Source organism: Rahnella sp. ChDrAdgB13 (assembly GCF_017655185.1).
Lineage (GTDB): Bacteria > Pseudomonadota > Gammaproteobacteria > Enterobacterales > Enterobacteriaceae > Rahnella > Rahnella contaminans.
Genome location: NZ_JAEMGT010000016.1, coordinates 1 through 26,162 on the forward strand (window position 1 = coordinate 1; position 26,162 = coordinate 26,162).

Here is a 26,162-nt window from a genome sequence, read left to right on the forward strand (position 1 = left end):
GAACGGACGGGGCTCGAACCCGCGACCCCCTGCGTGACAGGCAGGTATTCTAACCAACTGAACTACCGCTCCGCGTTTTGTTCTGGTTAAGAACGAGGCGGATATTAAGGAATACCCGCCATTACGTCAATGCTTTTCCTGATATTTTCTACCGACTGCACAGTTTTTCCACACACCGGATATTTTCAATACAAATTGCAGAAAATACGCATCACGAACGCCATAAACAGCTGCCGCCCTTTTTCACCACTAAATCTAACCGTTCTTCATGCCACGCCAGCTCCTGCTCTGAAGCCGTAATGACTTTCAACCCGGACACCGGACGCGCCACGCGCTGGATCCCCAACCCGTCTGCCCCGGTATTCTGCTCACCTTCGTGAGTGAATTTGATACTGGTCTGCCCGCCGGTCATCATCAGATAAACTTCTGAAAGAATTTCGGAGTCGAGCAATGCGCCGTGCAGCGTTCGTTTGCTGTTGTCGATCAGGTAGCGATCGCTCAGGGCATCGAGGTTGTTACGCTTGCCGGGAAACAGCTTTCGCGCCATCGCCAGACTGTCGGTGATTTTGCAGAAGGTTTCGGTTTTCGGCAGATTACGGCCAAGCATGCCGAACTCGTAATCCATAAAGCCGATGTCGAACGTTGCGTTATGAATGACTAATTCTGCACCGCGAATGTATTCGATAAAATCGTCGGCAATGTCGGCAAACACCGGTTTGTCGGCCAGGAATTCGTCACTGATCCCATGAACGCCGAAAGCTTCAGGGTCGACCAGACGATCGGGTTTGAGATAAATGTGGAAATTGCGCCCTGTCAGACGGCGGTTAATTACTTCAACAGCACCGATTTCGATAATCCGGTGCCCTTCGTAATGGACGCCGAGTTTGTTCATACCGGTGGTTTCGGTATCGAGAACGACGATCCTGTTAGATGTGTTTTGTAAATCCATGGTTATTTACCCAACCCTGCCGATCATTTTGAAACGAAACCCGGACGATAGAGACATCGTGAATGCGTCACAGAGTACCATCAGGTGGAGGCTTAAGTCATTTCGCCGGAGAAGTTGATGAGCCCGCAGCATCGCGCTACGGGCATTTTATCTTACGCGGGGATTTGCTGAGTGATGCAGTGAATGTTGCCACCGCCCAGCAGGATTTCGCGGGCCGGAACGCCGGTCACTTTGAAATCAGGGTACATTTCAGCGAATACCGCTTCGGCTTGTTTATCCGTTTGCGGATCCAGCAGCGGGAAGATAATGTGCCGGTTGCTGATGAGATAGTTGACGTAAGACGCCGCCAGGCGGTTACCTTCGTGGCGTTCAATCGCCGTTCCCGGCAACACGTCAATGGTCTCTTCCGCGCTGGCAAACAGCGTCGGCGGCGACGGCATTTTCCAGACTTTCAGGCTGCGCCCCTGCGCATCTTTCGTCGATTCCAGCACTTTCAGAGCGGCAACAGAACGCGCGTACTGCGGGTCGTTCTGATCGTCAGTCCAGTGGAGCGCTACTTCACCCGGACGAACAAAGCAGCACATGTTATCAATGTGACCGTCGGTTTCATCGTTGAACACGCCTTCTTCAAGCCAGATGATTTTCTTAACGCCCAGATATTCCTGCAATTTCGCTTCAATTTCTGACTTCGAAAGATCCGGATTGCGGTTGGGATTAAGCAGGCATTCCGCCGTGGTCAGCAGCGTACCTTCGCCATCGACATGGATTGAACCTCCCTCAAGTACCAGACTTGTGGAAAGGTAAGGTATGTGATGATAGTTCGCCACCTGACGGGCAACGAGCTGGTCACGATCCCAGCTGGAATACAGGCCGCCATTAAGACCGCCCCACGCATTAAACGTCCAGTCGATCGCCAGACGCTCGCCTTTTGCATTGGCCACAATGGTCGGGCCGGTGTCGCGCATCCAGGCGTCGTCACTTTCCATTTCCACCAGCGTAATTTGCGAAGGCATCAGGCCACGGGCCTTCTCCATTTCCGCAGCAGGGACAGCCATAATGACCGGCGTTGTGCTGGAAATAGCCGCCGCAACGGCAGAAAAAGCCTGTTGCGCAGGGCGTCCGTTTGAACGCCAGTTGTCCTGACGGTAAGGCCAGATCATCCAGACAGCCTGCTGCGGTGCCCATTCAGCGGGCATCGCAAAACCTTCAGCCTGAGGATTGATATCAATTGAAGACATCAGTTATTTCCTTGTTGAACCGTCGGATGTGGCGATAGCGCCATACATTTCAGGACGACGGTCGCGGAACAGGCCCCATGACGCGCGCTGCGCGGCAATCGCATCCAGATCAAAAGTATGAACCAGCACGGTTTCTTCTGTTTTACCGGCCTGAGCTACCAGTTCGCCGGTCTGATCCGCAATGAATGAAGAACCGTAGAAGGTCATTTCGTAATCAGGAATGAATTTACTCTTTTCCGTACCGATGCGGTTCGACGCAATCACCGGCACCAGGTTAGCCGCTGCGTGGCCTTGCTGAACGCGGGTCCAGTGTGGCTGGCTGTCGATTTCCGGATACGCTGGCTCTGAACCAATCGCCGTCGGATAGAAGATGATTTCCGCGCCCTGCAAGGCCAGGCAACGTGCGGTTTCCGGGAACCATTGATCCCAGCAGATCCCTACGCCGATTTTCGCGTAACGCGTATTCCAGACTTTGAAACCGGTATCGCCGGGAATGAAGAATTGTTTTTCCTGATAGGCAGGGCCGTTCGGAATGTGTGTTTTACGGTAAACATCCAGCACGCTGCCGTCAGCATCAATCATGACCAGCGAGTTGTAATAAGCGTTGTTGCACTTCTCGAAGAAGCTCAGCGGCAGCACCACTTCCAGTTCTTTGGCGAGTGCTGAGAAATGACGGATGAGCGGACTGTTAGTCAGTTCCTGCGCCAGGCCGTAGTGTTCCGGGCTCTGATCGATACAGAAGTACGGTGCGGCAAAAAGTTCCTGAATCAGAATGACTTGCGCGCCCTTGGAATGTGCCTCGCGAACCAGTTTTTCGGCATTAACAATATTCTTTTCCAAATCCCAGCTGCAGCTCATTTGTGTTGCAGAAACCGTTACATTTCTCATCAGACATCCTTAAAGCATTGAAAAATTTGCAGTGAAAAAACCATGAAAGACGGAACTCACTCAGAGTTTTGAACTGCCACTCTGCCTTTTCCTATTATATTGCAAAAGACAGCGCTCTCCAGCCAAAAGAGTCATTAGTGACGGTCAAACCTGTTACAAAGGTACCTCAGTACCCCGCTTTCAGACAGTTGCACCCCAAGATATTACTGTGCCCGGCAGGATGGTTTATGTCAGACTTGGTTTTTATATTTGATGAAAGAGCCTGCCAGAGATGACCAAACAGGTAGAAATTTTCACCGACGGCTCCTGCCTCGGCAACCCCGGCCCCGGCGGTTTCGGTGCAATTTTACGCTATAAGCAACACGAAAAAGAGTTCAGCGCGGGTTTCCGCCTGACCACGAATAACCGCATGGAAATGATGGCGGCCATTGTTGCGCTCGAAGCCCTTTCCACACCGTGCGAAGTCACGTTAAGCACCGACAGTCAGTATGTGCGCCAGGGCATTACCACCTGGATCCATAACTGGAAAAAACGTGGCTGGAAAACTGCGGATAAAAAACCGGTGAAAAACGTCGATTTATGGAAGCGTCTTGATGCCGCAATTCAGACTCACCAGCTGAACTGGATGTGGGTAAAAGGCCATGCAGGTCATCCTGAGAACGAACGCTGCGACGTGCTGGCAAAAGAAGCGGCGGGCAATCCGACGCTGGAAGATGTGGGTTATCAGGCAGAGAGTTAAACAGACGCGCATCGGGCACACTCAGTCCCGATGCTCTTCCCGATAGCTTTTTGTCGCCCCGACAGCCTGCTGTATTTTCTGTTTCTGCGCGTGAACTTTTTTCGCCGTAGGCGTCAGCGGGAACGTGCGTTTGCGGGCGATAATTAACGTCATGCAGCCCAGCGCAGGCAGATGCGTGCTCAGCAATTTGCCGCCATTCTTTTTCCACGGCAGCACATGAAAACGCCGGTGAACCATCACTTCGTAATTGAGTAGCGACAGCCAGTCGAGCAGCCGCATCTGTGTAAACAGACGGCTGCTGTAGGGCTGACGTTTGCGAAAGAACGGCATCAGTTTCCCGATACCTAACAGACTCAGCGGATTAAAGCTGCTCAGCACCATCCAGCCGTCATCAATCAGCACGCGGTCAACTTCACGCAGTATGCGGTGCGGGTCATCAGCATACGCCAGCGTATGGCTCAGCAGACAGGCATCGACCGATTTCGCGGAGAACGGTAAATAGTAGGGTTCGCCCCTGACATGCAGACCTTCGCCTTCCGGTGCGAAATTGACCTGATGCGAGATAGGACACGCTTCCGCGTTGATTTCGGCACTTAATGCGCCGATTTTCAGCAGGTGAAAACCATAGAGTTTTCCCCACCAGGGTTGCAGTTGTTGCTCAAGCGCGGCACGGTAATAGTCGCCGCAGGGAATATCTTCCCAGGATGCCGGTGCAACAATGGTCTTACGGGCGCGGGCTGGTCGCATATTTTATTATCTTCTTTCAAGCAGTTGCCAAAGAGAGGTTGCCATGAATCTTATCAGTATTCCTGCCCTGCAGGACAATTACATTTGGATGCTCGATGACCAGAAAGGCCATTGTCTGATTGTGGATCCCGGCGAAGCGGCGCCTGTTTTAGCCGCACTGAAAATGGCGAATTTAACGCCTACCGCCATCCTTCTGACGCATCATCATCACGACCATGTGGGCGGCGTAAATGAAATTTCCGGCCATTTTCCGGGTCTGAAAGTGTACGGACCTCACGAAACTGAGAACAAATTTAGTCAGATTAGTCTTAAAAACGGCGATAAATTGGTAATTGGCGGTCTGGAATGGCAGATCTTTGCTACGCCCGGCCACACGCTTGGTCACATTTCATACTATAGCGCACCTTATCTTTTCTGCGGAGACACGATGTTTTCCGCCGGTTGTGGCCGTCTGTTCGAAGGAACGCCGGAGCAAATGTACCAGTCGTTTCAACGGTTAGCGGCGCTCCCTGACGAAACATTAGTCTGTGCGGCGCACGAGTACACTCTCTCAAATCTTAAGTTTGCACGCTCTATTTTACCGGAGGATCATGATATTCATTCTCATGAGCACAAAGTGCAACAAATGCGGGAAAAGGGACAATCTTCCCTGCCTTCAACCCTGGGTCTTGAGCGTAAAATTAACGTCTTTTTACGCTGCGATGATGTTGATTTACAAAACAAATTAAACCTTAACGATCCCTTAAAGACAGGCTCACAGGTTTTCGCCCATTTAAGGGCACTCAAGGACAGCTTTTAGACCCAAAGGTTGTGTTTTTTTTCGAAGCAAAGTATTATCGCTCGTCTTTTAAGCAACTATGACACACACATGAAGGCAAACGCGATCCTAATAATCGCCTCCATGTTGCTCACAGGTTGCCAGGCGTCCAGGCAGGGCGTGAAGGTACCCGAGCAACATGCACAGAGTTTGTCTTCGGCAAGTCAAAGTGAAGCAGGACAGTACACAGATGATGGCCGAGCGGCCTCTGGGGGATGGTTGGATGGAAACGACGCCGTCTCCCAACAAAATCTGTGGAACTTCATAGGCGACGAGCTGAAGATGAAGGTTCCGGATAACCCCCGGATCCGCGAACAAAGAGTTAAGTATTTAAAAAATAAGAGCTATCTCCACGATGTAACATTACGGGCAGAGCCGTACATGTACTGGATCACCGAGCAGATTAAGAAACGTAATATGCCGATGGAACTGGTACTGCTACCCATAGTGGAGAGCGCTTTTGACCCAAAAGCAACCTCATCAGCTAACGCTGCCGGGTTGTGGCAGATCGTGCCACAGACGGGTCGCAACTATGGTTTGAAACAAAACCAGTGGTATGACGGACGCCGTGATGTTGTGGCGTCGACGACCGCTGCGCTTGATATGATGCAACGCCTGAACAAAATGTTTGGTGGTGACTGGTTACTGACCATTGCCGCGTACAACAGTGGTGAAGGCCGCGTGATGCAAGCGGTGAAAGCTAATAAAGCGAAAGGCCGCTCGACTGACTTCTGGGCGCTGGCGCTTCCTCGTGAAACGTCAATTTACGTGCCTAAGATGTTAGCGCTGAGCGATATTTTAAAGCACAGCAAGAAATACGGTATCAGCCTGCCGCAACCGAGTGAAGACCGAGCCCTGGCGCGTGTTGAAGTCGGTCAGCAGATGCAGTTGACCCAGGCCGCTGAAATGGCCGGGATGTCCCTGACGAAGCTGAAATCGTATAACACTGGCTACAAGAAGAATGTGACCGCGCCGAATGGCCCGCATTACATTGTTCTGCCGAAGGCGCATGCCGACCAGTTGAAAGATTCTCTGGCTGATGGCGATATTGCCGCAGTGCAGGAAACGAAACTGGCCAGCAACACTCCGTCAGGTGCAAAGGCGTACAAGGTTCGCTCCGGCGACAGCTTGTCCAGCATTGCAGCCCGGCTGAATGTGAAAACCCGTGATTTACAGCGTTGGAACAATTTGCGCTCAGCAGGCGCGTTAAAAGTTGGGCAAACCCTGCAAGTGGCGGATAACAGCGTCAGCGATACCAGTGTCAGCGGTGGCAGCATCACTTATCAGGTGCGTAAAGGCGATTCATTGTCGAGCATTGCCAAACGTCACGGCGTCAACATCAAAGATGTGATGCGCTGGAACACGAATGCGGACAACCTGCAACCGGGCAACAAGTTAACGTTGTTCGTCAGCAACAAGATGAGTCCTGATACCTGATTCTGACCGGTACCGGCAATAAAAAAGCACCCTGAACATTCCGGGTGCTTTTTTTATATCTGCGTTTTATGGCGGAGGTTCTTTTGATGAAAAAATTAAGCGCTACAACGTCAGCGGTTTGCTGGCCATAAATTCCACCCGCAACGGGTTATGATCTGAGGCGCGTGTTTCCATCACCGATGCGCTGGTCACGCTCAGGTCGCGGTAGAAGATAAAGTCCAGCGGCCTGCCGAATGCCCGTTTGCGGTAATCGGAGGGGAAACGCACTTCCTCCAGTTGAATATTCCCCGCAAAGCCGAACAGCGCATTGATGCGTTGCTTGCTCCAGGCGTTGAAATCCCCCGCCATAATCACCGGCCCTTTGTGGTTGGCAATTTGCTCACCAATCGGGTCAAGCTGCTTACTATAAACGTCGATACCGATACTGAAATTCACCGCGTGAATATTCACCACCATCAGTAAACGACCGTCCAGAAGCGGATAGACTGTCACTAATGCCGATTTAGACAGCCTCAGAAGCGGCTCACGCTCACGCAGCGGGCAGCAATAAACCGGATGCGCCGCAGACAGCGTCATCACGCCAGAGGGGTGCTGAGGCAGCATAAACGCCGGCACCTGATCGGCCGCAAGAAAGTTGGATGTGGCAAAACGTATCAGTTCTGGCGTCGTCTGCGCTTCCTGAAGTAACACCAGTTGCGCGTCTTTACCGTAATCACGCAGAACTGACAACCAGTCAGCCCGCTGCTGTTTGAAGATATTCCACACCATGACGCGCAAAGTATTCGAATTGGGTAGCGCAGCACCCGGCGGCAAATCCGGCCCTAAATGTGCGAGGACCCCAGGGAAGATTTGCTCTGCGGGCTGACCTGCGACATACCTCATTGCATATGTTTTTTTCCGCACGCTAATCGCCTGTTACCCGTTGTATCGATGCTATATGAGAGAGTTTCTCACAGCGAAAGTTCAGTATACGCCCGCAGGCGCTGAGGCCAAATCTGTTTACATTGGTATACAACCCGGTCACATCTACAGGCTAGCATAAAAACAAAAACGGCCCGCCAGAGGCGAGCCGTGCAGAGAGTAAATGTTGCTAAGTTCAGGCAACAGCAGGTTTTAACTTTCTGTCCAGATGACCACTGAGGCGGATCAGCAGCAGCGCGCCGAGGACAATCACTGCGCCAATCCACGGTGTTTGCGCCAGCCCTATCGTGGAAACCACCTGCCCGCCAATCACAGAACCTAAGGCGATACCGACGTTAAACGCCGCAATGTTCAGACCAGACGCCACATCGACGGCATTAGGCGTCACTTCTTCGGCTTTCTGCACCACATAAACCTGCAATCCCGGTACATTGCCGAAGGCGAAAATCCCCATCACCAGTAGCGTGATTAACGCCGGAATACCGAAACCTGAAGTGAACTGGAAAATCAGTAACAGCGCGGCAAGGGCGGCGAAAATAATGGTCAGCGCTTTGACTGCACCATGACGGTCAGCCAGTTTTCCCCCCCAGATATTACCGATGGCCACTGAAACGCCGTAGGCAAGCAGGATCCAGCTCACCATGCTGGCGGAGAAACCGGCCTGCTCCTGCATCATCGGGGCAAGAAACGTAAATGTAGTGAACACGCCACCGTAGCCCAGTGCGGTGATGGCGTAAATCAGCATCAGGCGCGGGTTCATCAGCACTTTAACCTGATCGGAAATACGCGCCGACGGTTTGTTTTTGATGTTGTTTGGCACCAGGATCGCGCTGGCAATAATGGCAATCACGCCAATCATTGATACCGCGAGGAACGTCTCACGCCAGCCAAAATGCTGCCCGATAAATGTCCCCAACGGCACGCCGGTGACCAGTGCCACGGTCAGCCCGCCGAACATCAGCGCAATGGCCGAAGCGGCTTTTTCTTTTGACACCAGACTGGTGGCAATCGTCGAGCCAATCGAGAAGAACACGCCATGCGCCAGCCCGGTCAGCAAACGCGCGATGACCAGCGTGTTGTAATTCGGTGACTGCCACGCCAGCAGATTGCCCAGCGTGAACAGCACCATCAGGCCGATGAGCAGCGCTTTACGCGGTACACGCCCTGTCAGCGCCGTCAGCACCGGTGCGCCAATCGCCACGCCGAGTGCGTAAATAGATACCAGTAAACCCGCTGACGGGACGCTGACGCCCAGCTGTTCGGCGATTGTCGGCACCAGGCCCACGATGACGAACTCTGTCGTTCCTATAGCAAACGCACTGATGGTCAGTGCTAATAGTGCAAGCGGCATAACCTTTACTCCACAATGAATTTCGATTTGATGGCGGCTATTATCGGCTTGTGCTTAAATGACAGAAATAACCAAAGTATCAAATCATTTATGCTGGAGTAACAACAATGCGAGCCAGTTCTGAAGAGTTGATCACTTTTGTCACGGTAGTGGAAAGTGGCAGTTTCAGCCGCGCGGCAGAACAGCTGGGGCAGGATAATTCTGTGGTCAGCAGGACGCTGAAACGTCTGGAGCAAAAACTGGGCATCACCCTGCTCAACCGCACCACGCGTCAGATCAACCTGACGCACGAAGGTGAGCGCTATTTCGTCCGTGTGCAAAAAATCCTGCATGAAATGGCGGCAGCCGAAGACGATCTGCTGGAGAATCGTGACGATCCGCAGGGTCTGTTGCGCGTCGACGCCGCAACGCCGGTGATCCTGCACGTCATTTCTCCGCTGGTGGCTGAATTTACCGAACGTTTCCCGAAGATGTCGCTGGCGCTGTTTTCGTCCGAGAGCAACATCAACCTGATCGACCATAAAGTGGACGTGGCAATCCGGGTAGGGGAACTGGAAGATTCCAGCCTGCGGGCACGAAAACTGATGCTGAGCCACCGGAACGTACTGGCGTCGCCGGAATATCTTAAAAAATGGGGCACGCCCAAAACCGCCGATGAGCTGCTGAAACACCGTTGCCTGGGCTTTAACGAAGTGGTCGCACTGAACAAATGGCCGCTGCTGTGTGCTGACGGCCAGCAACTGACGGTCACACCGTTTATCAGCTCAGGCAGCGGCGAAACCCTGCGCAGACTGTGTTTGCAGGGAAACGGTATCGCCTGTTTGTCTGATTTCATGACTGACGAGGATGTACATCGCGGCGATCTGGTGAAGTTGCTGGTACCGGATGTCATGCGGATTGCGATGCCGTTGCATGCGGTTTACTACAGTGATCAGACGGTGAGTACGAGGATTCGGTGTTTTATCGATTTTCTGAGCGAAAAATTAGGGCAAGCCCAGAGTTAATCCTGATCGAGAGAGTTTCGGTTTCTCACGTGCAGTGATCGCTTCAATCAGGTCAAGACCTTGGGCTCGCCGCCCAAACTGGCCCAAAGGGTTTTAAACGAAACCCTTTGGAATCCTGCGTTTTTTAACTGCGCGCTGTCGCTCGCTGGCTATGTTTCAGAAACTCATGCTATTGCCGCTGCGCGGTACCTTCGTTTCGGTCTTCGAGCCTGGGGTCTCGAAACACTCACTCAGCTAACTTTCTGAAGCGGCCAGAGGCTTTCTCAAGAACATGTCCATCGTTCGAGCGACAGCGCGTGTTGAAAAGCCGGGTGATCACTGTTCTTGAGAAACCGAAATCATCTCCGTCCAGCACCGCCAGCTCACCGGAAGGTGCTCAATCCCATGCTGGCGCCAGGCCCTCAGGGCTGACTAATCGTCCATTTTTCTCAAGCGCAGCAATCTCCTGCATGTCGGCATCGGACAATACCAGTTTCTGCGCCAGCAGGTTGCTCGCCAGGTTTTCACGTTTCGTCGATGACGGGATCACCGCGTAACCCAGTTGCAGCGCCCAGGCCAGAACGATCTGCGCTGGCGTGGCGTTGTGACGTTCGGCGATCGCGATAATCGTCGCGTCTTTCAACGCTTCGCCGTAAGCCAGCGTCATGTAGGAAGTCACCGCAATGCCGTTTTCACGGGCAAAATCGACGACGGTCTGGTTTTGCAGGAACGGAGAAAGTTCGATCTGGTTGGTCGCAATCTGATCAGCGCCGACGGCGTCGATCGCTTCCTGCATGAGTGCGACGGTAAAATTGGAAATACCTATTTCGCGGGTCAGACCCATTTTCTTCGCTTCCACCAGCGCTTGCATCGTTTCTGCCACGCTGACGGCCTGTCCCGGAGACGGCCAGTGGATCAGCGTCAGATCAACATAATCCATTTTCAGTTTGCACAGGCTCTCTTTCAGGCTGTCGATCAGCTTGTCTGCCGCCAGGTTTTCAATCCAGATTTTGGTCGTGATATAGAGTTCTTCACGCGGGACGCCGCTTTCCGCCAGCGCGTCGCCAACCGCTGCTTCATTATCATAGATTTGCGCCGTATCAATCGCGCGATAGCCCAGTTCCACTGCGGTTTTCACCGATGCTTTTACCACGTCATCTTTCAGACGGAACGTACCCAAACCGAATGCAGGAATGCTCATCATATTCTCTCTTTGTTTTTAAAAGGTCAGCAGTGCGGGAGAGTATGGACCGGCTTTTCATGGATAAAAACGACAGGTTTGCTACAAGACTTTTGCTTTAAAAACAATAATCAGGCCAGCGAATAACAAGACCAGCGGCGGGGGTTTCGCGGAATAAGCTGCGGGATAATCGACCCGTTGCGGGCATCGAAAGTATACTCTTCACATGTCGTCACGCAGGCAGGCAATGCCATTGCCGACATTACGGTTTCTCCTGCGGCCCACCACAGTTTGCTGTCCGTTGCGGATTCGGGGGAAAATTGCCCGGCAGCGGGATCCAGCCGGATCCGTTCCATCTGCCACACGCTTCCGGCCTGCTGTTTCAGCCAGGCTTCGCGCAGACACCATAATTGCCAGAACGCATTTAGCGGGTTTTCCTGTTCCGTCAGCCAGCAAAATTCGGTTTCGCTGAATGCCTGCCTCGCCACGTCCAGATACCGCGCCCGTGGCCGTATCTGTTCGACGTCACCGCCCGTTTCTCCCGCGGCACACAGCACCAGTTGCAGGCTGTTAACGCTGTGACTGAGGGAAAAATGGGGCAATGAAGGATCGGTAAAAGACGGTTTACCCCGCGCGGAAATTTGCATTTCTGGCAGCATTTCCTGTCCGCTGAAAGCAAACAACGCTTCGGCCAGCAGCGCCCTGCCCGCACGCCATTGCTGGCGGCGGGCAGGATGCAGGTTTTCACTTTCCGCCAGCAGTTCTGCGGGCAGCCGTGACAGCGGAAAAGTGTCGTCCAGCGACGCGGTGATAATGCGCGCAGAATTGGTCATTTACGGCCAGCGGCGGAAAACCAGCGACGTGTTAATGCCGCCAAACGCAAAGTTGTTCGACTGGATAAATTCGGTCTGAATATGACGCGATTCCCCCATGATGTAGTCCAGATCGCCGCAAAGCGGATCTGGCTGAGTCAGGTTAATGGTCGGCACAAAGCGGTCTTCACGCATCATTTCCAGCGACATCCAGGCTTCGAGCGCGCCGCAGGCACCCAGCGTATGACCGAAATAACTTTTCAGCGACGAAATCGGCGTCTGATTGCCAAACACGGCAGCCGTTGCATGGCTTTCAGCAATATCGCCACGGTCAGTTGCCGTGCCGTGCGCACTGATATACCCGATTTCAGCCGCCGGGATCCCGGCATTTTTCAGCGCTTTTTCAATGCAAATCTGCATGGTGGATTGCTGCGGCTGGGTGATATGCGCCGCGTCGCAGTTGGTCGCGAAACCTGTGATTTCAGCGTAAATCTTTGCGCCACGCGCCTGCGCATGTTCGAGCGATTCGAGAATTAACGCCCCGGCACCTTCGCCAATCACCAGACCATCGCGCTGCGAATCAAACGGACGCGGCGATAATTCCGGGCGATCGTTTTGCTGGCTGGTGGCAAACAGTGTGTCGAATACCGCCGCTTCCGACGGGCAAAGTTCTTCTGCGCCGCCTGCCACCATTACGGTCTGGTAGCCGTGCTTAATGGCTTCGTACGCATAGCCGATGGCCTGACTGCCAGACGTACAGGCGCTCGACGTCGGGATCACCCGCCCTTTCAGGCCAAAAAACAGTCCGGCGTTCACCGCTGTCGTGTGCGGCATCATCTGCACATACGTCGTGCCGGTAATGTTGTTGGTGTGTTTTTCCGTCAGCATGGTGGCGAATTCACTGACCGGTCCGGTGCTGCCGGTGGAGGAACCGAAAGCAATGCCCGTTTCGCCGTTGGTCAGGATCGGATCATCCAGCAAACCGGCCTGTTCCAGCGCCAGTTCGGTGGCGCGGGTCGAAAGCAGGGAAACGCGCCCCATCGAGCGGATGCGTTTTCGGGTGTAATGCGCAGGCAATTCGAAATCATCAACGGGCGCGCCGAGATGGGTATTGAGCCCCTGATAAATCAGCCATTCATCCATGTGGCGGACGGCATTTTTGCCCTGTTGCAGACGCGCACTCACGTCATCCCAGTGGTTGCCGAACGCCGTGATGCCTTTCATACCCGTAATAACAACACGCTGAGTCATACCATGCCTCCGTTAATGGAGATCACCTGACGGGTGACATACCCCGCGATGTTGGACATCAGATAGCTCGCCAGCCCGGCCACTTCTTCCGCACTGCCCATACGTTTCAGCGGGATCATGCTCATCGCAGCGTCCAGCGCCGGTTTTTCCATATCAAGCATGCCGGTATCAATCAGCCCCGGCGCGATGCAGTTGACGGTAATTTTGCGTTTCGCCAGCTCCAGGGACAGCGCTTTGCATGCGCCAATAATTCCGGCTTTAGCCGCGCTGTAATTCACCTGCCCGCGGTTGCCCGTCAAGCCGGAAACCGAAGACAACGCGATAATGCGGCCGCCCGCGCGCAGACCGATCATCGGCATGATGCAAGGCTGCAATACGTTGTAGAAGCTGTCGAGATTGGTGTGGATCACACCGTCCCAGTCTTCATCCGTCAGCGCCGGAAACGCGGCGTCGCGGGTCATACCGGCATTATTGACGACGCCGTAGTAAGCGCCATGCGCTTCAATATCGGCCTCAATCACTTCGCGGCACTGCGGGCGGTTGCTGATATCGAACTGAATCAGGCGACCTCTGCCGCCAGATGCCCGCACTTGTTGCAGCGTGTGCTCTGCCCCGCTTTTATCGCTGTGATAGTGAACGACAATCTCAAAGCCGTCCGTCGCCAGCTGGCAGGCGATCGCTTGACCGATCCCTTTGCTGGCTCCGGTCACTAATACCGAACGCGTCATTCCTTTTTCCCCTGTGTGAGCGTAATAAGTTCGTCCTTTGCTGGCTGATACGTGTTCAGCCTTCCCTGAGCAACCTGAAGGTTGTCTTTTTCCTGTTTAATACTGATAACACCTTCAAAGCTCGCGAGTTTTTCATCGCGTAATACCATTGAAACGCTGATAAGTAATTCACTGCCTGCCACAAATTCAGGCACGTTGCATTTTATCGCACGGCCGCCCAGCAACATGCCAACCTGCGGGGGCTGTCCGGATTGCGCACCGTGCCAGCCGCTCCAGACGCCGATGGTCTGTGCAATAAGTTCAAGGGCGTACCAGGCGGGCAATGCGCCGCGTGCATTCAGAAAAGGCGCCAGCACGCCGTCAGGTGAGACGACAACGTCACAGATCGCGGTTTCTTCCGTTACGCTGACGACGTTTTCCAGCAACACCATCGGCGTGTCGTGCGGTAAATAACCGGCGGCGGTCAGAATGCTCATGACGGCCTCCCGATCACAATGCTGGCGTTGTTGCCACCAAAGGCAAATGAGTTGGACAAGATGACCGGACGTTCCAGCCTTTGTGGTGCATCAACCAGCCGGATATCCGGCAGACTGGCATCACGTGGCGTAATACTGAAATCCTGAGGTGGCAGATTGAGATTTTGCGTCAGAATAAGCCAGCTCAGCGCCGCTTCTGTCGCACCGGCGGCGCCCAGCGTGTGACCGGTAAGATGTTTGGTCGAGCTGCACGGGATCTGGCTGCCGAATACGCGGTGGATCACCGCCGATTCCACCTGATCGTTGAGCGGTGTTGCCGTGCCGTGCGCATTGATGTAGCCGACGTTTTCTGGCTCAAGTCCGGCCTGTTGCAGCGCCATGCGGATTGCCCGCTCTGCGCCCGCCCCTTCCGGATGCGGCGCGGACATATGCCAGGCATCGGAAGACTCACCGGTGCCCAGCAACGCGACATCCGCCGGTTCACGCGTCAGCAAAATCAGCGCCGCCGCTTCACCAATATTAATGCCATCGCGATCCTGTCCGAAGGGCGTACAGCGGCCACGGGAGAACGACTCAAGGCTGTTGAAACCGTTGACCGGCATCCGACACAAGCTGTCTGCCCCGCCGACAATTGCCGCATCAGCCAGGCCGGACTCAATCAGGCGCATCCCGCTGATAATGGCTTTCGCGCTGGATGAACACGCCGTCGATAACGTGTATGCCGGTCCTGTCAGCTCCAGCAGTTCCGCCATAAATTGCGAAGGATCGCCGAGTTCCTGCTGCTGATAGTCATAGCCTTGCGGGAAAGTCCCCTGCTGATGCAGATGGCGCACCGCGTCTTCCCCTTCGGCAATGCCGGAGGTGCTGGTGCCCATAATCACCGCAACGCGTTCGTGACCATAGCGGGCAATAACCTCGCTGACCGGCGTTTCAATTTGCGCCAGCGCGGCCAGCAGCAGCTGGTTATTGCGGCTGCGGTGCACGGAAAGCGATTCCGGGACCGGCGGTAAATAGCCCGTGACAGCGCCCAGCCAGACCGGGCGATTTTCCGTCAGCCAGCCTTCCTGCACAAACATGCCCGGTGAAACACCCGCCGTCAGGCTGGCAGCAATCTGCGCGTTGTTGTTTCCCAGCGCGTTAACCATGCCCACGGCCGAAAAGTAAATCATGTTATTCACCGACATTCTGGATAGTGATCTGGTAATGGAACGCCATCTGCGTAATCGAAACAGGCCGTCGTGATTTGCCTTCTGGCAGATAGTCAATCCGGGTGATCGCGTTGCCTTTGTCATCCGATAACGTACGGCGTAAAGGCTGGTCTTTCAGCGTCCAGCCCGGCGGCAACAGCGGCTGCCAGCTTCCCACCGGCCAGTAGCTGAACATAATATCGGCCAGAACCTGATTTGCTGGAGGCAAACCCTCAATCTTTATTGCCTGTTCAGTATGGATGCCGGTTTGATCGTAGACCACTTTAAAGAGACGGATCCCCAATGGCGAGAGCCCCGCCAGCTGTAGAGAGTTGCCGTCGGCGTTAAGCAGCACAAGCAAAGACTGCTGTTTTCCGTTGACCGTTGCCGTTAGCAATTGCTGCTGACTGACCGGTGCTGCCAGCACCGGCGCGGGTAATTTCACCTGTACGCCCGGTTTCAGCCACGCCTGAGGCAGCGTTTGGGCTGAAGGGCGCGAGGCGCAGCCGCCAGACATCAAAATCAGCAGTGCCAGAACCGGCAGCGTGAAGCGGATCATTTCTTACGTCCTCTTTTTTTAGCGGGCAACGTCAGCGGCGAAAGTAAAAACGCCGTCAATATGCCGGAACTCAGCACAATGCCAAAGCTGCTGATCGCCTGCGTGGAGCTGAATACCAGCATACCGAACGTCAGCAACGTGGTCGCGACAGCCATAAAAATGGCAAACATCGAAGTAGTCGGCGTGCCGCGCGGATTGGTGAAAAACAGGGTGTAGTTGATGCCAATCCCCAGAACCAGAATCAGCGCCAGCAATGAAAACAGGTTGAGATGGTGACCGCTGTAACCGAGCGCGGCGATGCCCATTCCCAGCGAAAGCAGCGTCGGCACCAGACAAATCAGCCCGTGCGGCAGACGGAAACGCCAGAGATAAATCGCGGCAATCACCGCCACCGCCAGCCCGAGCAGATAAGTGAGGTAAACGCGGTACTGAGAAAACAGCTCACTGAATTCAGACTTGCGGTCAATCCAGCCGGTTCCCGGAGACGCCGCCGCCAGCGCCGCTACGGCAGCGGTGTCGTGAACGCCATTGACCGGGATTAACGTCGCGCTGCGTCCGTCCGGCAAAGACAACCACAGTAAGCGCCAGCCCTGACTGACCACGCTGTTTAACCAGAGCGGGACATCAACCGTTTGCGGGTTGAGATCCGGCATGGCGACTGAAACCCCTGACTGCTGCAACTGCGCAATAATCTGCGGCGCACGCTGGCGGAGTAACGAGAGATCTTTTTGTTGCTGTAATTGCGACGGCAGGCTGAGCGCGCGGTAACCGGCAATCACGCCATCCGTTTTCGCCTGCTCCAGTTTTGGACGCAAAGCTTCAAGACGCTGAAGCGTCTGCTCCGCCGTATCGCCGTAAACGATCAACCATTTCTGATCGTTGGTTTGTCCGGTCAGCGCGGCAATCTGTTGTTCCTGCTGCTGTAAATCTGCCGGCAGCGTTTGTAAATCGGCAATATCGTCATTGATTTTAAGCTGATAAATTCCGCCCGCCGCCAGCATGAAAATCAAAACCGGCAGCCCGATTCGAACCGGTTTACGGCTGCGCCATGCCAGCAACCATTTCAATATCAGCGCCAGCCCGGGCGTCGGACCGACCGGCAAATGCGCCGATAAATACGGATACCAGCACATGACGGTGATACAGGCGGCGCTCAGCCCGGCGGCGGCAAAAACCGCCAGCTGTTGCAGACCGGGGAACGGCGCAATCAGCAGCATCAGGTAAGCCGCGACCGTTGTCAGCAGCGCAGCAGACAACGCCGGGAACAGCTTTTTCAGGCTTTCGAGCGGCGTGCTGGTTTCACCGTGAACGCGGCGTTCAGTGAGGAAGTAGAGGGTGTAGTCGGCAGAAATCCCGACAATGCTGGCGCTCAGCACCAGCGTCATCACGTGTATTTCACCGAAGACCCACAGGGTAAATACCGTGCCCGACAGCGCGCCAATACCGATTGAAAGCAGGCTGAGCAGTAACGGCAGCGCGGAGCGGAACATCAGTAAAATCAGCAGAAAGACGCCGATAACCGAAGCCGCGCCAATGGTAGATAAATCATGTTCAGCCTGCTGGCTGGCATAATTGCTGTAAAAAATCGTACCGCGCTCAAGCACTTTCGCGCCCGGCCAGCGCGCTTCAAAAACGTGCCTCGCCGCATTCAGCTCAGCGACAGTGTGCTTCGCGCTGGTGATGTCATAGGACGACGTATTCAGCTCGCCGTGAAGTAAATACCAGCTGCGCCCTTGCGGATCTCGCGTCATCAGCCAGCCCTGATCGAGGCTCATGCCGCCGCTGCTTTGCTGCTGCGCCATTTGTGAGGCACGCACCAGCAACAGAGGGTCGTTAGCCAGCTCTTTTCCGCTGACACCGGCAAAGGCGGAATAAACCTGCCCCATGATCCACTGGCTTTGCTGTTCAGCACCGGCGTTCAGGCGCTGACGGGTGGCGTCATCAAGCAAAGCATTACGATGCCTGAAAAAGAACGCGCCCCATTCCTGCTGACGCGCCTCATCCATCGGCCCTTCCACCTGACTCAGCGCAGGAAGCGATCGCAGCTGTTTCAGCCAGTCTTCAAGAGGTTTTGTTCCCGCGCCTTCCGGCGGGCTGACCAGCCACATTAACTGGCGGTCAAGCCGCTGAGTAAAGCCGTCAGAAATCGCCGGAGGAAGACCCGCCGTCTGTTGCTGCGGCAAAAGCGCCAGCACGCTGCTGTTAATCTGGCTGCGCGGGAGTAACCAGACCAGCGCGGCGATGAGCAACACAATAATCAGCAGCCAGATTTGCGCCAGCCGGCGGTGAAGATCAGGATGCAAAATGGCGTTTCTCGGCGTCAGTCAGTTCAGCGGGCGTCGTTTTTTGGTTAAAGAAACGGATATGCGTCGCGTCGCCCTGCATATCATCGATATCAATCTTGTTCAGGAAGGTTTCCCCGTTGAGTGTGATGCGGCGGAAAAGGCGGTTCAGCGGCGAGACTTTTGGCACCAGCACCAGCGTCCAGGCGCCCTGCCCTTTATCTGCGAAATCCAGCGTGAAGTTTTCTTCCAGCACGCGGCGGTCTGCATGAAACAGCGCGCTCAGCAGGGAGTTGAACTGGAACATCTGCGGATTATTGCTGGCCGTAATCACCTGCGGCTGCTGGCCCGCCATGATTTGCACCATGCGGGTTTCCGTCAGAAGTAACGTCAGAGGGAACGGTTTTTCCTGCTGCCACCAAAGCCCCTGTTTTTGCGCAATCAGTAAATTTCCGCCGGAGTTCAGCGGCTGAGCCATCCCGCTAATGGTTCTCTGCTGGGCGAATTCAGCGCGCAACACCGGTACCTGGCTGAAGCGCTGCTGCAAATCATCGAGCGTCACGGCCTGGGCAGCAACGCTGAACGCGGCGAGTAAAACAAACAGAAGTGATTTCACAGGCTAACTCCGGTTTTATCGAAAAGAACCTGCGGCGAGACAAAACACATCTCTTTGGTCTCAGCATCCACGGCGACCTGTAACGTGTAACCCGTCGTTGTCCGTTTTCCGGTTTCAATATCATAGATCTGATAGCCGATACGCAGACGATTTTCGATTTCTTCCAGCTGCGCGTGAACGGCAATGCGCTGTTCGAACAGGACGGGCGCAATATATTTCACGCGCGTATCCACGATCGGCCACACATAACCGGAGGCTTCCATCTGACGATAGCCATAATCGAACTGTTTCAGCAATTGCTCGCGCGCAACTTCGAGATAACGGAAATAATTGCCATGCCAGACAACGCCCATGGCATCGGCATCATGAAAAGGCACGGTGATTTCCACCACGGTGGAAAAGCGCGGGTCGTTAAAGCGCGGATCAAGTTTGGAAGTCATATCAGTCAGGTTTCCTGTCAGAGGCGTCATCTGCGGGATGCTGCCAGAAATCATAAAAATTGAACCAGTCGTGAGGCGCCAGCAGGCTGTAATATTCAAGGCGCGCAGCGTAGCGGTCGACGGTTTCCTGCAATGCAGGCAGACGATTTGCGCGGGGCAGAATCAGCGGATCGGCAAAAGATTCACAGTAAATATGCAGACGCCGTTCCTGTCTGATGCCAAACATCAGCATCACCGGCGCTTTCAGGGCGGCGGCCAGAATAAAAGGTCCCTGTGGGAAAGCCGCCGGTTTACCGAGAAAATCACTCCAGATGACGCGGGAATGCTCACCGCGCTGATGACGGCTGGCGGACGTTCTGTCGCCCACAATTGCCACCCATTCGCCGGCATCGAGTTTTTCCTGCAATAACATGGCGGTGTCCGGCCCCATCTGGCTCACCTGAATCAGATTCACAAGCGCCTGCGGGTTAATTTCTTTCATCACCTGATTAAACCGTTCGGCATGTTCGGTGAAAACCAGCGCATTCACGGTGATCCGGTGATTCAGCGCACCAATAGCACGGCAGGATTCGATGTCGCCAAGATGCGAGGCGAGGATCAGCGTGCCGTGCCCGGAGGCAATATGCGCTTCGCAGACGTCGGGATTCACCAGCACCGCATCATTCAGAGTTTTATCGCCCTGCCAGCTCGCCAGTTTGCTCAGCATCGATTCGCCAAACCGCATGAAATGCCGGAATGTACTTAACGGATAAGGCAACGCGATTTTGCGCTGAGCTGCAACGTCGCGGACGCGTTCAAGCCACGCGGCCGACGCCTTGCGCTGTTTTCCACCCGTCAGCCAGAAGTAACCAATCACCGGATAAAGCAGTAACTGGAAAGCGCGGTAGCCCAGCACGCGATAAATCTTCAGCATCAGACGAATGCCCCACAGCCCTTTACGTTCGCGCGTTACCGACCAGTGCGGATCGCTTTGCTGCGTTTGTCTCTGGCGCAGCAAAAAAAGAATGCGCGGCAACATGCCGAAGAACAGGCGGGTGTGCATCCACGAGATTTTAATGTTGTCTTTCACCGCATCAAAATGCGAAACGCCGTCTTTCGGGTATGTGACGCGCGTCGGCAGGAAACGGCTGCGCGTCCCCTGCCAGTAAAGCCGCACCATGATTTCGGTATCGAAATCCATGCGTAAACCCAGTGGCTGTTTGTCAATCAGACTCAGGCAAGCCTGCAAAGGATAAACGCGAAATCCGCACATGCTGTCTTTGAGGGAAAATGACAGGGTTTCGACCCAGACCCAAAAATGCGTGACATAACGGCCATAAAGGCGCGATTTCGGCACACTTTCGTCATACACCGGCTGACCGGAGATCAGGCAATCCGGGTGTTTTCGCGCTTCCTCCAGCATGAGAGGAACGTCGGAAAGCTGGTGCTGACCGTCTGCGTCAACCTGCATGGCGTGGGTAAACCCTTTTTCCGCAGCCAGCCGTAAGGCGGCCATGACGGCGGCACCTTTTCCCTGATTCGGCGACAGGCGCGTCAGGCTCATCCACGGCGTGATCTGCGCCAGACGCTTTAATTCATCCGCAGTTTGCGCCTCGCTGCCATCATCAACCACAATGCACGGCAATCCGAGAGACCGGAGTTTATCCAGCACACCGGCCATCATCGGCCCGTGGTTGTAACACGGGATAATCAGACAGGGCGAAAACAGCGCTGAGGATATTACGGACATAATGTGATTTTTCCACTGCTGGCAATGGTTTCGCCTAGGGCATAGCGGAAAACCAGCCGGTGTTTTTCTTTCAGCCAGTCAATGTGCAGACTGACAGTTTCATCCGGCAAAAGTGGCCGTTGAAACTTCACCACTTCCATCCCTGAAAAAGCCTTATCCAGCCGTAAAATCTCCCCCGCATACTCCATCACCCAGTTCACCTGCGTGACCCCCGGAAGCAGCGGATACGTGGGAAAGTGCCCGCGAAACCAGAATAAATCCGCTGAGAGTCGCAACTCGAGGATCAGGCTGGTGTCGCTGCTTTTATGCATGCTCAGGACTTCAGGCTTCATCATAAGAACATTTCCTGTAATTCAGCGGCTGCGCGCTTACCTTGCTGATTGAGAGGGATCGCCGGAACAATACGCCAGTATCGCGGCAGTGACACCGGAGATACCCATTCCCGCAAAGCATGGCGGATCTGCCCAAACAGGACATTGCGGTTTTCGACCTGCAACAGCGCATCGCCCACCGGGGTCAGTACAATCAATGCCGCAACCGAAACCCTGCCCTGTTTTTCGAGCGTCAGAACGCAGGCGTCAGCCAGAAGATCGAGCGCACACAAGCGTTGCTCAATTTCATCCAGCGAGATCCGCTGTTCAGCAATTTTAACGATCCGATCTTTACGGCCCAGAAGATCAAAATGACGTGAACCGTCAGACGACAGTTTTATCTCATCACTAAGAGCAATGCCTTCCGGCTGCGGAATAATCGGAGAAATCACTGCAATGTTGCCATCGGGCTGAGGGCGTAAATCTACGTTGTCGAACAACGCCCAGGCTTCGCCAGGCCGGGTTTGCTGGCGAAATGCGATAACGCCACTTTCGGTGGTGCCATAAATCTCTGTGGGCAGGCAACTGCATGTTGCTTTCACTGATTGCGCCGCATCGCTTTCCAGAGGGCCGCCTGCGGAAAAAACTGCACGCAGCGTGACCGGCGCTAATGTGGAGTCCAGACGTTTGAGAAAGGCCGGGCTGCTGACAAACGCCAGCGGGGTTTTTACTGCGAGTGAATGCAGCTGCTCATGATACTGGACGCTGGTGGCCGCAAACGGCAGGCCAAGTGACAGCGGCAACATGAACGCAAAGCTCAGGCCGTACATATGATGAGGCGCGACCGTGGCGACGAACCGGGAACCGGCCAGTTCTGCGCCCCATTGCGCACTGAGCCACTGGCTTTCACGTTCAAGACAAGAGACTGGTTTGATAATCTTCTGCGGTTTTCCGGTTGATCCGGACGTGAAGAGGACGAGCGATGCATTTTCCGGAAATGCAGGTAAAACGGAAAGCGGTTCAAGGGTAACAAACGGGAAGCGGAGAACAGGACAATTGAGCTGCAACGGCAGATCGGTAATCAGCGCATCGAATTCATCGCATTGCTCAGAGAGCTGAGCCTGACGAAAATGTCCGGGCAAAACAGGTGTTTTCCCGCTGTAAAGAACGGCCAGTAAAGCCACAGCGAACGAATAGTTATCTTCCAGACACAGCGCCCAGCGCGAACAGGGAGTCACACTGACACTGGCAAACAGCGTCGCGACATCCCGACGGAAGTCGCGCTGCCTGTACTCACGGGTTGCACTCCAGGCAACCAGATGATCGTCTGCTCTTTCCGTGCCCAGCCATTGGCACATTGGCAGCGTCACGGCTTGCGCAGACGCTTTCTGACTATCCATTCAATACCCATTAATAAACCAATCAGCAGATAACTGATCCCGCCGTTGTAAAGCGCCCACAAAGACACATCGCCTTTCAGGCAGGTATATAAAGCAAAAGATCCATTACAAACAAAAAACAGGCACCAGACTTGTGTCACGCGTCGCGTATAGACAACCCCTTCGGGCGGTAAGTCGGGCTCGTTCAGCCGGGCAAGGCGCTCAACCAGTGATTGCCGGGCGAACAATGAACTAAAAAACAGGCTCAGAAGCAGGAAATTCACCGCCACCGGGTAATACAACAGCATCGACGTTTCGCGCAGTAAAACGCTGGTGATGACCAGCACAATGCCAGCGACGGCCATCGCTTTACCGAAAAAAGTGAGCTGATTTAATTTTCCGCGAAAGGTGAGCAACCGCAGAATAAACGCAATAATCAGAAGGGGAGCAAGAATACTCATTCCCCAATTTTTTAAGCCACACCAGACCGCTACCGGATAAGCAATAATCGCCACGGGCATTGCCCAGCGAGCGGACGCTGCGACAAGCTGAAGGGAAAAGCGCCGGGTTTCAGACACAGCAACTATTGCGCTGGCGTGTTAAGTAATTCATCGATGGCATCAACAACATCCTGAACGGTTCGTACTGATTTGAACATTTCAGGTTTAATTTTTCTGCCCGTCGATTTCTGCAGATGAACAACCAAATCCACAGCGTCAATACTGTCTAATTCCAAATCTTCGTAAAGTTTGGCATCAGGGCTGATATCACTTTCATCAATTTCAAACAGCTTGATTAATAACGCGCTAATCTGCTGATAAATTTCTTGCTTCTGCATAGGAATCTCTTTAACCACGCTGAACTGATATAAACTGGCTAAGACTTTCAACGGAATAAAAATGCTCACGCATTTCCTGACTTTCAGCCGAAAGGATCACTCCGTAATGCTTTTTCAATGCCAGGCCTAATTCTAGGGCATCAATAGAATCCAGCCCCAACCCGTCGCCAAAAAGAGGCGCTTGCGTATCTATCTCGTCTGGCGTCATTCCTTCCAGATTGAGCGTCGCGATGATAAGTTCTTTAATGTCGTTACTTAATGAATCCATGACTTATTTCTCGTTATTTTGAGTATTACCGTGCATCAGTTCAGAGCGCAAATGCTGTGTCAGACGCCTTGCTGCCAACGCAGGCGAAAGATCCTGTTCATCAAAAAAATCCTCAGCCTTTACCTTATCGGCAACCGTGATGACAAACTGAGGTTTTACCCGCGGAATTTCGTACCATTTCCCCTGTTTGGTCAGCATGGGTGGCTGGCAGGAAATATGAACAATCCGTACATCACAACCGGCTCTCAGCGCGATATTTGCTGCACCACGCTGTAGCGTTATCGGTTTCTCAGGCAAAGAACGCGTCCCTTCAGGGAAGACCAGCAACGTTCCACCGGCCTTGAGGCGCGCCTCACAAGCCTGAAGCAACTCATCAGACCCTGAGTTCACCAGATATCCGGCTGCTTTGATGACGCCGGCCAAAAATGGGTTCTTCAGCAACGCCTGTTTGACGATGCAATCACAGCGCGGCATTCGTGAAGCCAGAATGACATAATCAAGAAGGCTGGGATGGTTCGCAACAATCAGGCATCCGGTATCCTCCTGAAACTTTTCATCGCCGACGAACCTGTAATCCATCACACCAAAAAGTCGTAATCCTCCGAGGAAAAGTCGAAAGCTATTACGAATGCTGTTCAGTGTCATCCGATGCAATTTTTCCGGCTGACGTATGATTAACCGCAACAGAGTAAACCAGAACAAAGAAAGCAGCAGTCCGCCAATTCCGAAAAGCGCAAAAAACATGCCTGTAACAGACCATCGCCACATCCGGTCCGGCAAAGAGGAAACGTCTTCCATTAAGGCAGATTCTTTCCTCACAATGCACGCGTCCATTGCCAGTGATGGCGACTATCAGCACTGACAATAAATGAACGTGATGAGGACAGATAACCCCGCAGGAATTGCAAACCCTGCGAAAGAGCAAGCGGATCGATTTCGCCGTTTTTTGAAATGCGCTGGCACTGCAAAGTATCGCCATCCGCCAATATTATTGCCATCGCGTAAGGCAGAAACTCGGAATTTACCGATTCAGCATAAAGGGAGGGAATTTCGCCATCAAAATCGACCAGCATGACGCGCGAAGCACCGCTTGCCAGCATAGATTGCGCTTCCAGCAGACCTTGCTGAAAACTGTCCGTACCGGCGGCCAGTGAGGTCACCGGCAGTGTATTTTTACTGATAATGGTTAACCAGCCAGCGGCGGTATTATGGACAGACATCGAAAATTCGGTGGGGGAAATAGCGTCGTCTTCTGCAAGCGCATGTAAAATACGCCCCGTTCTCTCAAGTTCACCGTGGCGGCTGGTAAAAATTGCGGCATCAACCTGATGTTTCGTAAGTAAGGACAAACCGGCATCGACGGCAAAACGACTTCCGATACTCATACGACGCGCAGCCATCATTGGGATCTGCGCGCTCTTTGGGATTTCACCTGAAAATGCATCCACACCGGACCATTGCGCCCATTGGATCCAATCGGCACAATTATTGATACCAGGAGCAACCGCCTGCCAGTCAAGTATATCCAGTGAGAATTTCATAATGATTAATCTTCGCGAATCTTCCGAATTAAGACTTTATGATATTTTATTAAAAGTTGCATCAGTAATCTGACAGGCTATTGCGCTGAATGATGTGTTTTAGTTATTTTTACAACAATTTAGATATTACCGACCAGAATACATATCTGATAAATCTTAATTTTATAGTGGGAAATAGCATTTGGGATTTTTATGAAATTAAAGTCAGCGACATTATAATGGGTTAAATTGGGAAAATATTATTATTCTCATAAAATAAGAACAGTGATTATATAGATTAATCTTCAACAGAAAGTTAATCGATTGATTTAAAATATCACACAGAGTTTTCAACCCGATAAAAAATCTTTAAATAAGAAATCCAGTACGTTTAACACCCGATTTTTTACAGATTTTAAAAATGCAAAAAACCCTGAATCTTTCGATTCAGGGTCTATGCAATTAGTGGCGGAACGGACGGGGCTCGAACCCGCGACCCCCTGCGTGACAGGCAGG

The 26,162-nt window shown here is 53.4% G+C and carries 28 protein-coding genes; 4 read left to right on the top strand and 24 right to left on the bottom strand.

Annotation, left to right across the window (positions count from 1 at the left end; genetic code table 11):
- Positions 1–211: 211 nt before the first annotated feature.
- The 3 genes from dnaQ to aguB form a co-directional block, all read right to left on the bottom strand.
- Positions 212–949, bottom strand: a complete 738-nt coding sequence (gene dnaQ, locus J8X26_RS05915; RefSeq protein WP_208950421.1) for a DNA polymerase III subunit epsilon — start codon at positions 947–949, stop codon at positions 212–214.
- A gap of 152 nt (positions 950–1,101) precedes the next feature.
- Positions 1,102–2,187, bottom strand: a complete 1,086-nt coding sequence (aguA, locus tag J8X26_RS05920) for an agmatine deiminase (protein ID WP_208950422.1) — start codon at positions 2,185–2,187, stop codon at positions 1,102–1,104.
- 3 nt (positions 2,188–2,190) lie between these two features.
- On the bottom strand, positions 2,191–3,075 hold the full coding sequence (gene aguB / locus J8X26_RS05925) for an N-carbamoylputrescine amidase (protein ID WP_152324680.1): 885 nt from the start codon (positions 3,073–3,075) through the stop codon (positions 2,191–2,193).
- Positions 3,076–3,346: 271 nt separating this feature from the next.
- Between aguB and rnhA the strand changes: the two genes are divergently transcribed.
- Complete coding sequence (gene rnhA / locus J8X26_RS05930; RefSeq protein WP_101079833.1) at positions 3,347–3,814, top strand: ribonuclease HI; 468 nt, start codon at positions 3,347–3,349, stop codon at positions 3,812–3,814.
- Positions 3,815–3,835: 21 nt separating this feature from the next.
- On the opposite strand, the gene J8X26_RS05935 is transcribed toward rnhA, so the two are convergent.
- A complete protein-coding gene (locus tag J8X26_RS05935) occupies positions 3,836–4,561 on the bottom strand; it encodes a methyltransferase domain-containing protein (RefSeq protein ID WP_152324681.1) in 726 nt (241 codons plus the stop codon).
- 43 nt (positions 4,562–4,604) lie between these two features.
- Between J8X26_RS05935 and gloB the strand changes: the two genes are divergently transcribed.
- Complete coding sequence (gloB, locus tag J8X26_RS05940; protein WP_152324682.1) at positions 4,605–5,360, top strand: hydroxyacylglutathione hydrolase; 756 nt, start codon at positions 4,605–4,607, stop codon at positions 5,358–5,360.
- 69 nt (positions 5,361–5,429) lie between these two features.
- The gene (mltD, locus tag J8X26_RS05945) at positions 5,430–6,815 is read left to right on the top strand and encodes a murein transglycosylase D (RefSeq protein WP_165058626.1); all 1,386 of its coding nucleotides are present in this window, start codon (positions 5,430–5,432) and stop codon (positions 6,813–6,815) included.
- A gap of 102 nt (positions 6,816–6,917) precedes the next feature.
- Here the strand turns inward: mltD and J8X26_RS05950 are convergent, their stop codons facing one another.
- Together J8X26_RS05950 and J8X26_RS05955 are read right to left on the bottom strand one after the other, a co-directional pair.
- Positions 6,918–7,718, bottom strand: a complete 801-nt coding sequence (locus J8X26_RS05950; protein ID WP_208950423.1) for an endonuclease/exonuclease/phosphatase family protein — start codon at positions 7,716–7,718, stop codon at positions 6,918–6,920.
- A 193-nt stretch (positions 7,719–7,911) separates the two neighbouring features.
- The gene (locus J8X26_RS05955) at positions 7,912–9,087 is read right to left on the bottom strand and encodes an MFS transporter (protein WP_208950424.1); all 1,176 of its coding nucleotides are present in this window, start codon (positions 9,085–9,087) and stop codon (positions 7,912–7,914) included.
- Between the two features lie 107 nt (positions 9,088–9,194).
- Here J8X26_RS05955 and yafC point away from each other — a divergent pair, with 107 nt between their 5' ends.
- Positions 9,195–10,091 (top strand): DNA-binding transcriptional regulator YafC, encoded by an 897-nt coding sequence (yafC, locus tag J8X26_RS05960; RefSeq protein WP_208950425.1) that lies wholly within the window; start codon positions 9,195–9,197, stop codon positions 10,089–10,091.
- A gap of 376 nt (positions 10,092–10,467) precedes the next feature.
- Here the strand turns inward: yafC and dkgB are convergent, their stop codons facing one another.
- The 18 genes from dkgB to J8X26_RS06050 form a co-directional block, all read right to left on the bottom strand.
- The gene (dkgB, locus tag J8X26_RS05965; protein WP_152324740.1) at positions 10,468–11,271 is read right to left on the bottom strand and encodes a 2,5-didehydrogluconate reductase DkgB; all 804 of its coding nucleotides are present in this window, start codon (positions 11,269–11,271) and stop codon (positions 10,468–10,470) included.
- 110 nt (positions 11,272–11,381) lie between these two features.
- Positions 11,382–12,083 carry a 4'-phosphopantetheinyl transferase superfamily protein gene (locus J8X26_RS05970; RefSeq protein ID WP_208950426.1) on the bottom strand — a complete coding sequence of 234 codons (702 nt, stop codon included), beginning with the start codon at positions 12,081–12,083 and terminating at the stop codon, positions 11,382–11,384.
- Positions 12,084–13,313 (bottom strand): beta-ketoacyl-ACP synthase, encoded by a 1,230-nt coding sequence (locus J8X26_RS05975; protein ID WP_152324688.1) that lies wholly within the window; start codon positions 13,311–13,313, stop codon positions 12,084–12,086.
- Entirely contained in the window at positions 13,310–14,041 is a 732-nt protein-coding gene (locus J8X26_RS05980; RefSeq protein WP_208950427.1) for a 3-ketoacyl-ACP reductase FabG2, read from the bottom strand. Before J8X26_RS05980 ends, J8X26_RS05975 begins: the two co-directional genes overlap by 4 nt.
- Positions 14,038–14,517 carry a hotdog family protein gene (locus tag J8X26_RS05985; protein WP_165058634.1) on the bottom strand — a complete coding sequence of 160 codons (480 nt, stop codon included), beginning with the start codon at positions 14,515–14,517 and terminating at the stop codon, positions 14,038–14,040. The genes J8X26_RS05980 and J8X26_RS05985 overlap by 4 nt, the downstream gene beginning before the upstream one ends.
- Positions 14,514–15,686 (bottom strand): beta-ketoacyl-[acyl-carrier-protein] synthase family protein, encoded by a 1,173-nt coding sequence (locus J8X26_RS05990; protein WP_208950428.1) that lies wholly within the window; start codon positions 15,684–15,686, stop codon positions 14,514–14,516. The genes J8X26_RS05985 and J8X26_RS05990 overlap by 4 nt, the downstream gene beginning before the upstream one ends.
- Before the next feature lies 1 nt (position 15,687).
- Positions 15,688–16,263, bottom strand: a complete 576-nt coding sequence (locus J8X26_RS05995; RefSeq protein ID WP_208950429.1) for a DUF3261 domain-containing protein — start codon at positions 16,261–16,263, stop codon at positions 15,688–15,690.
- A complete protein-coding gene (locus J8X26_RS06000; RefSeq protein ID WP_208950430.1) occupies positions 16,260–18,566 on the bottom strand; it encodes an MMPL family transporter in 2,307 nt (768 codons plus the stop codon). Before J8X26_RS06000 ends, J8X26_RS05995 begins: the two co-directional genes overlap by 4 nt.
- Positions 18,556–19,161, bottom strand: a complete 606-nt coding sequence (locus J8X26_RS06005; protein ID WP_152324694.1) for an outer membrane lipoprotein carrier protein LolA — start codon at positions 19,159–19,161, stop codon at positions 18,556–18,558. The genes J8X26_RS06000 and J8X26_RS06005 overlap by 11 nt, the downstream gene beginning before the upstream one ends.
- Positions 19,158–19,601 carry a thioesterase family protein gene (locus tag J8X26_RS06010; protein WP_152324695.1) on the bottom strand — a complete coding sequence of 148 codons (444 nt, stop codon included), beginning with the start codon at positions 19,599–19,601 and terminating at the stop codon, positions 19,158–19,160. Before J8X26_RS06010 ends, J8X26_RS06005 begins: the two co-directional genes overlap by 4 nt.
- 1 nt (position 19,602) lies before the next feature.
- Positions 19,603–21,330, bottom strand: a complete 1,728-nt coding sequence (locus tag J8X26_RS06015; RefSeq protein WP_208950431.1) for a glycosyltransferase — start codon at positions 21,328–21,330, stop codon at positions 19,603–19,605.
- The gene (locus J8X26_RS06020) at positions 21,321–21,665 is read right to left on the bottom strand and encodes a 3-hydroxyacyl-ACP dehydratase FabZ family protein (protein ID WP_152324697.1); all 345 of its coding nucleotides are present in this window, start codon (positions 21,663–21,665) and stop codon (positions 21,321–21,323) included. Before J8X26_RS06020 ends, J8X26_RS06015 begins: the two co-directional genes overlap by 10 nt.
- Entirely contained in the window at positions 21,662–23,041 is a 1,380-nt protein-coding gene (locus J8X26_RS06025; protein ID WP_244370373.1) for an AMP-binding protein, read from the bottom strand. The genes J8X26_RS06020 and J8X26_RS06025 overlap by 4 nt, the downstream gene beginning before the upstream one ends.
- Positions 23,008–23,598, bottom strand: coding sequence for a hypothetical protein (locus J8X26_RS06030; RefSeq protein ID WP_208950432.1), 591 nt, complete (start codon positions 23,596–23,598; stop codon positions 23,008–23,010). The genes J8X26_RS06025 and J8X26_RS06030 overlap by 34 nt, the downstream gene beginning before the upstream one ends.
- Before the next feature lie 5 nt (positions 23,599–23,603).
- Positions 23,604–23,858: an acyl carrier protein gene (locus J8X26_RS06035; protein WP_152324699.1), complete on the bottom strand. Its 255-nt coding sequence runs from the start codon at positions 23,856–23,858 to the stop codon at positions 23,604–23,606.
- Positions 23,859–23,868: 10 nt separating this feature from the next.
- Entirely contained in the window at positions 23,869–24,126 is a 258-nt protein-coding gene (locus J8X26_RS06040; RefSeq protein ID WP_208950433.1) for a phosphopantetheine-binding protein, read from the bottom strand.
- A gap of 3 nt (positions 24,127–24,129) precedes the next feature.
- Positions 24,130–24,924 (bottom strand): 1-acyl-sn-glycerol-3-phosphate acyltransferase, encoded by a 795-nt coding sequence (locus tag J8X26_RS06045; protein ID WP_235937328.1) that lies wholly within the window; start codon positions 24,922–24,924, stop codon positions 24,130–24,132.
- Between the two features lie 17 nt (positions 24,925–24,941).
- Positions 24,942–25,667, bottom strand: a complete 726-nt coding sequence (locus J8X26_RS06050; protein WP_208950434.1) for a beta-ketoacyl synthase chain length factor — start codon at positions 25,665–25,667, stop codon at positions 24,942–24,944.
- Positions 25,668–26,162 lie beyond the last annotated feature (495 nt).

Excerpts from the sequence above, each read along its gene's own strand:
- dnaQ (WP_208950421.1), bottom strand. The coding sequence starts at position 949 with ATGGATTTACAAAACACATCTAACAGGATCGTCGTTCTCGATACCGAA.
- aguA (WP_208950422.1), bottom strand. The coding sequence starts at position 2,187 with ATGTCTTCAATTGATATCAATCCTCAGGCTGAAGGTTTTGCGATGCCC.
- aguB (WP_152324680.1), bottom strand. The coding sequence starts at position 3,075 with ATGAGAAATGTAACGGTTTCTGCAACACAAATGAGCTGCAGCTGGGAT.
- rnhA (WP_101079833.1), top strand. The coding sequence starts at position 3,347 with ATGACCAAACAGGTAGAAATTTTCACCGACGGCTCCTGCCTCGGCAAC.
- J8X26_RS05935 (WP_152324681.1), bottom strand. The coding sequence starts at position 4,561 with ATGCGACCAGCCCGCGCCCGTAAGACCATTGTTGCACCGGCATCCTGG.
- gloB (WP_152324682.1), top strand. The coding sequence starts at position 4,605 with ATGAATCTTATCAGTATTCCTGCCCTGCAGGACAATTACATTTGGATG.
- mltD (WP_165058626.1), top strand. The coding sequence starts at position 5,430 with ATGAAGGCAAACGCGATCCTAATAATCGCCTCCATGTTGCTCACAGGT.
- J8X26_RS05955 (WP_208950424.1), bottom strand. The coding sequence starts at position 9,087 with ATGCCGCTTGCACTATTAGCACTGACCATCAGTGCGTTTGCTATAGGA.
- yafC (WP_208950425.1), top strand. The coding sequence starts at position 9,195 with ATGCGAGCCAGTTCTGAAGAGTTGATCACTTTTGTCACGGTAGTGGAA.
- dkgB (WP_152324740.1), bottom strand. The coding sequence starts at position 11,271 with ATGAGCATTCCTGCATTCGGTTTGGGTACGTTCCGTCTGAAAGATGAC.
- J8X26_RS05970 (WP_208950426.1), bottom strand. The coding sequence starts at position 12,083 with ATGACCAATTCTGCGCGCATTATCACCGCGTCGCTGGACGACACTTTT.
- J8X26_RS05975 (WP_152324688.1), bottom strand. The coding sequence starts at position 13,313 with ATGACTCAGCGTGTTGTTATTACGGGTATGAAAGGCATCACGGCGTTC.
- J8X26_RS05980 (WP_208950427.1), bottom strand. The coding sequence starts at position 14,041 with ATGACGCGTTCGGTATTAGTGACCGGAGCCAGCAAAGGGATCGGTCAA.
- J8X26_RS05985 (WP_165058634.1), bottom strand. The coding sequence starts at position 14,517 with ATGAGCATTCTGACCGCCGCCGGTTATTTACCGCACGACACGCCGATG.
- J8X26_RS05990 (WP_208950428.1), bottom strand. The coding sequence starts at position 15,686 with ATGATTTACTTTTCGGCCGTGGGCATGGTTAACGCGCTGGGAAACAAC.
- J8X26_RS05995 (WP_208950429.1), bottom strand. The coding sequence starts at position 16,263 with ATGATCCGCTTCACGCTGCCGGTTCTGGCACTGCTGATTTTGATGTCT.
- J8X26_RS06010 (WP_152324695.1), bottom strand. The coding sequence starts at position 19,601 with ATGACTTCCAAACTTGATCCGCGCTTTAACGACCCGCGCTTTTCCACC.
- J8X26_RS06015 (WP_208950431.1), bottom strand. The coding sequence starts at position 21,330 with ATGTCCGTAATATCCTCAGCGCTGTTTTCGCCCTGTCTGATTATCCCG.
- J8X26_RS06020 (WP_152324697.1), bottom strand. The coding sequence starts at position 21,665 with ATGATGAAGCCTGAAGTCCTGAGCATGCATAAAAGCAGCGACACCAGC.
- J8X26_RS06025 (WP_244370373.1), bottom strand. The coding sequence starts at position 23,041 with ATGGATAGTCAGAAAGCGTCTGCGCAAGCCGTGACGCTGCCAATGTGC.
- J8X26_RS06035 (WP_152324699.1), bottom strand. The coding sequence starts at position 23,858 with ATGCAGAAGCAAGAAATTTATCAGCAGATTAGCGCGTTATTAATCAAG.
- J8X26_RS06040 (WP_208950433.1), bottom strand. The coding sequence starts at position 24,126 with ATGGATTCATTAAGTAACGACATTAAAGAACTTATCATCGCGACGCTC.
- J8X26_RS06045 (WP_235937328.1), bottom strand. The coding sequence starts at position 24,924 with ATGGAAGACGTTTCCTCTTTGCCGGACCGGATGTGGCGATGGTCTGTT.
- J8X26_RS06050 (WP_208950434.1), bottom strand. The coding sequence starts at position 25,667 with ATGAAATTCTCACTGGATATACTTGACTGGCAGGCGGTTGCTCCTGGT.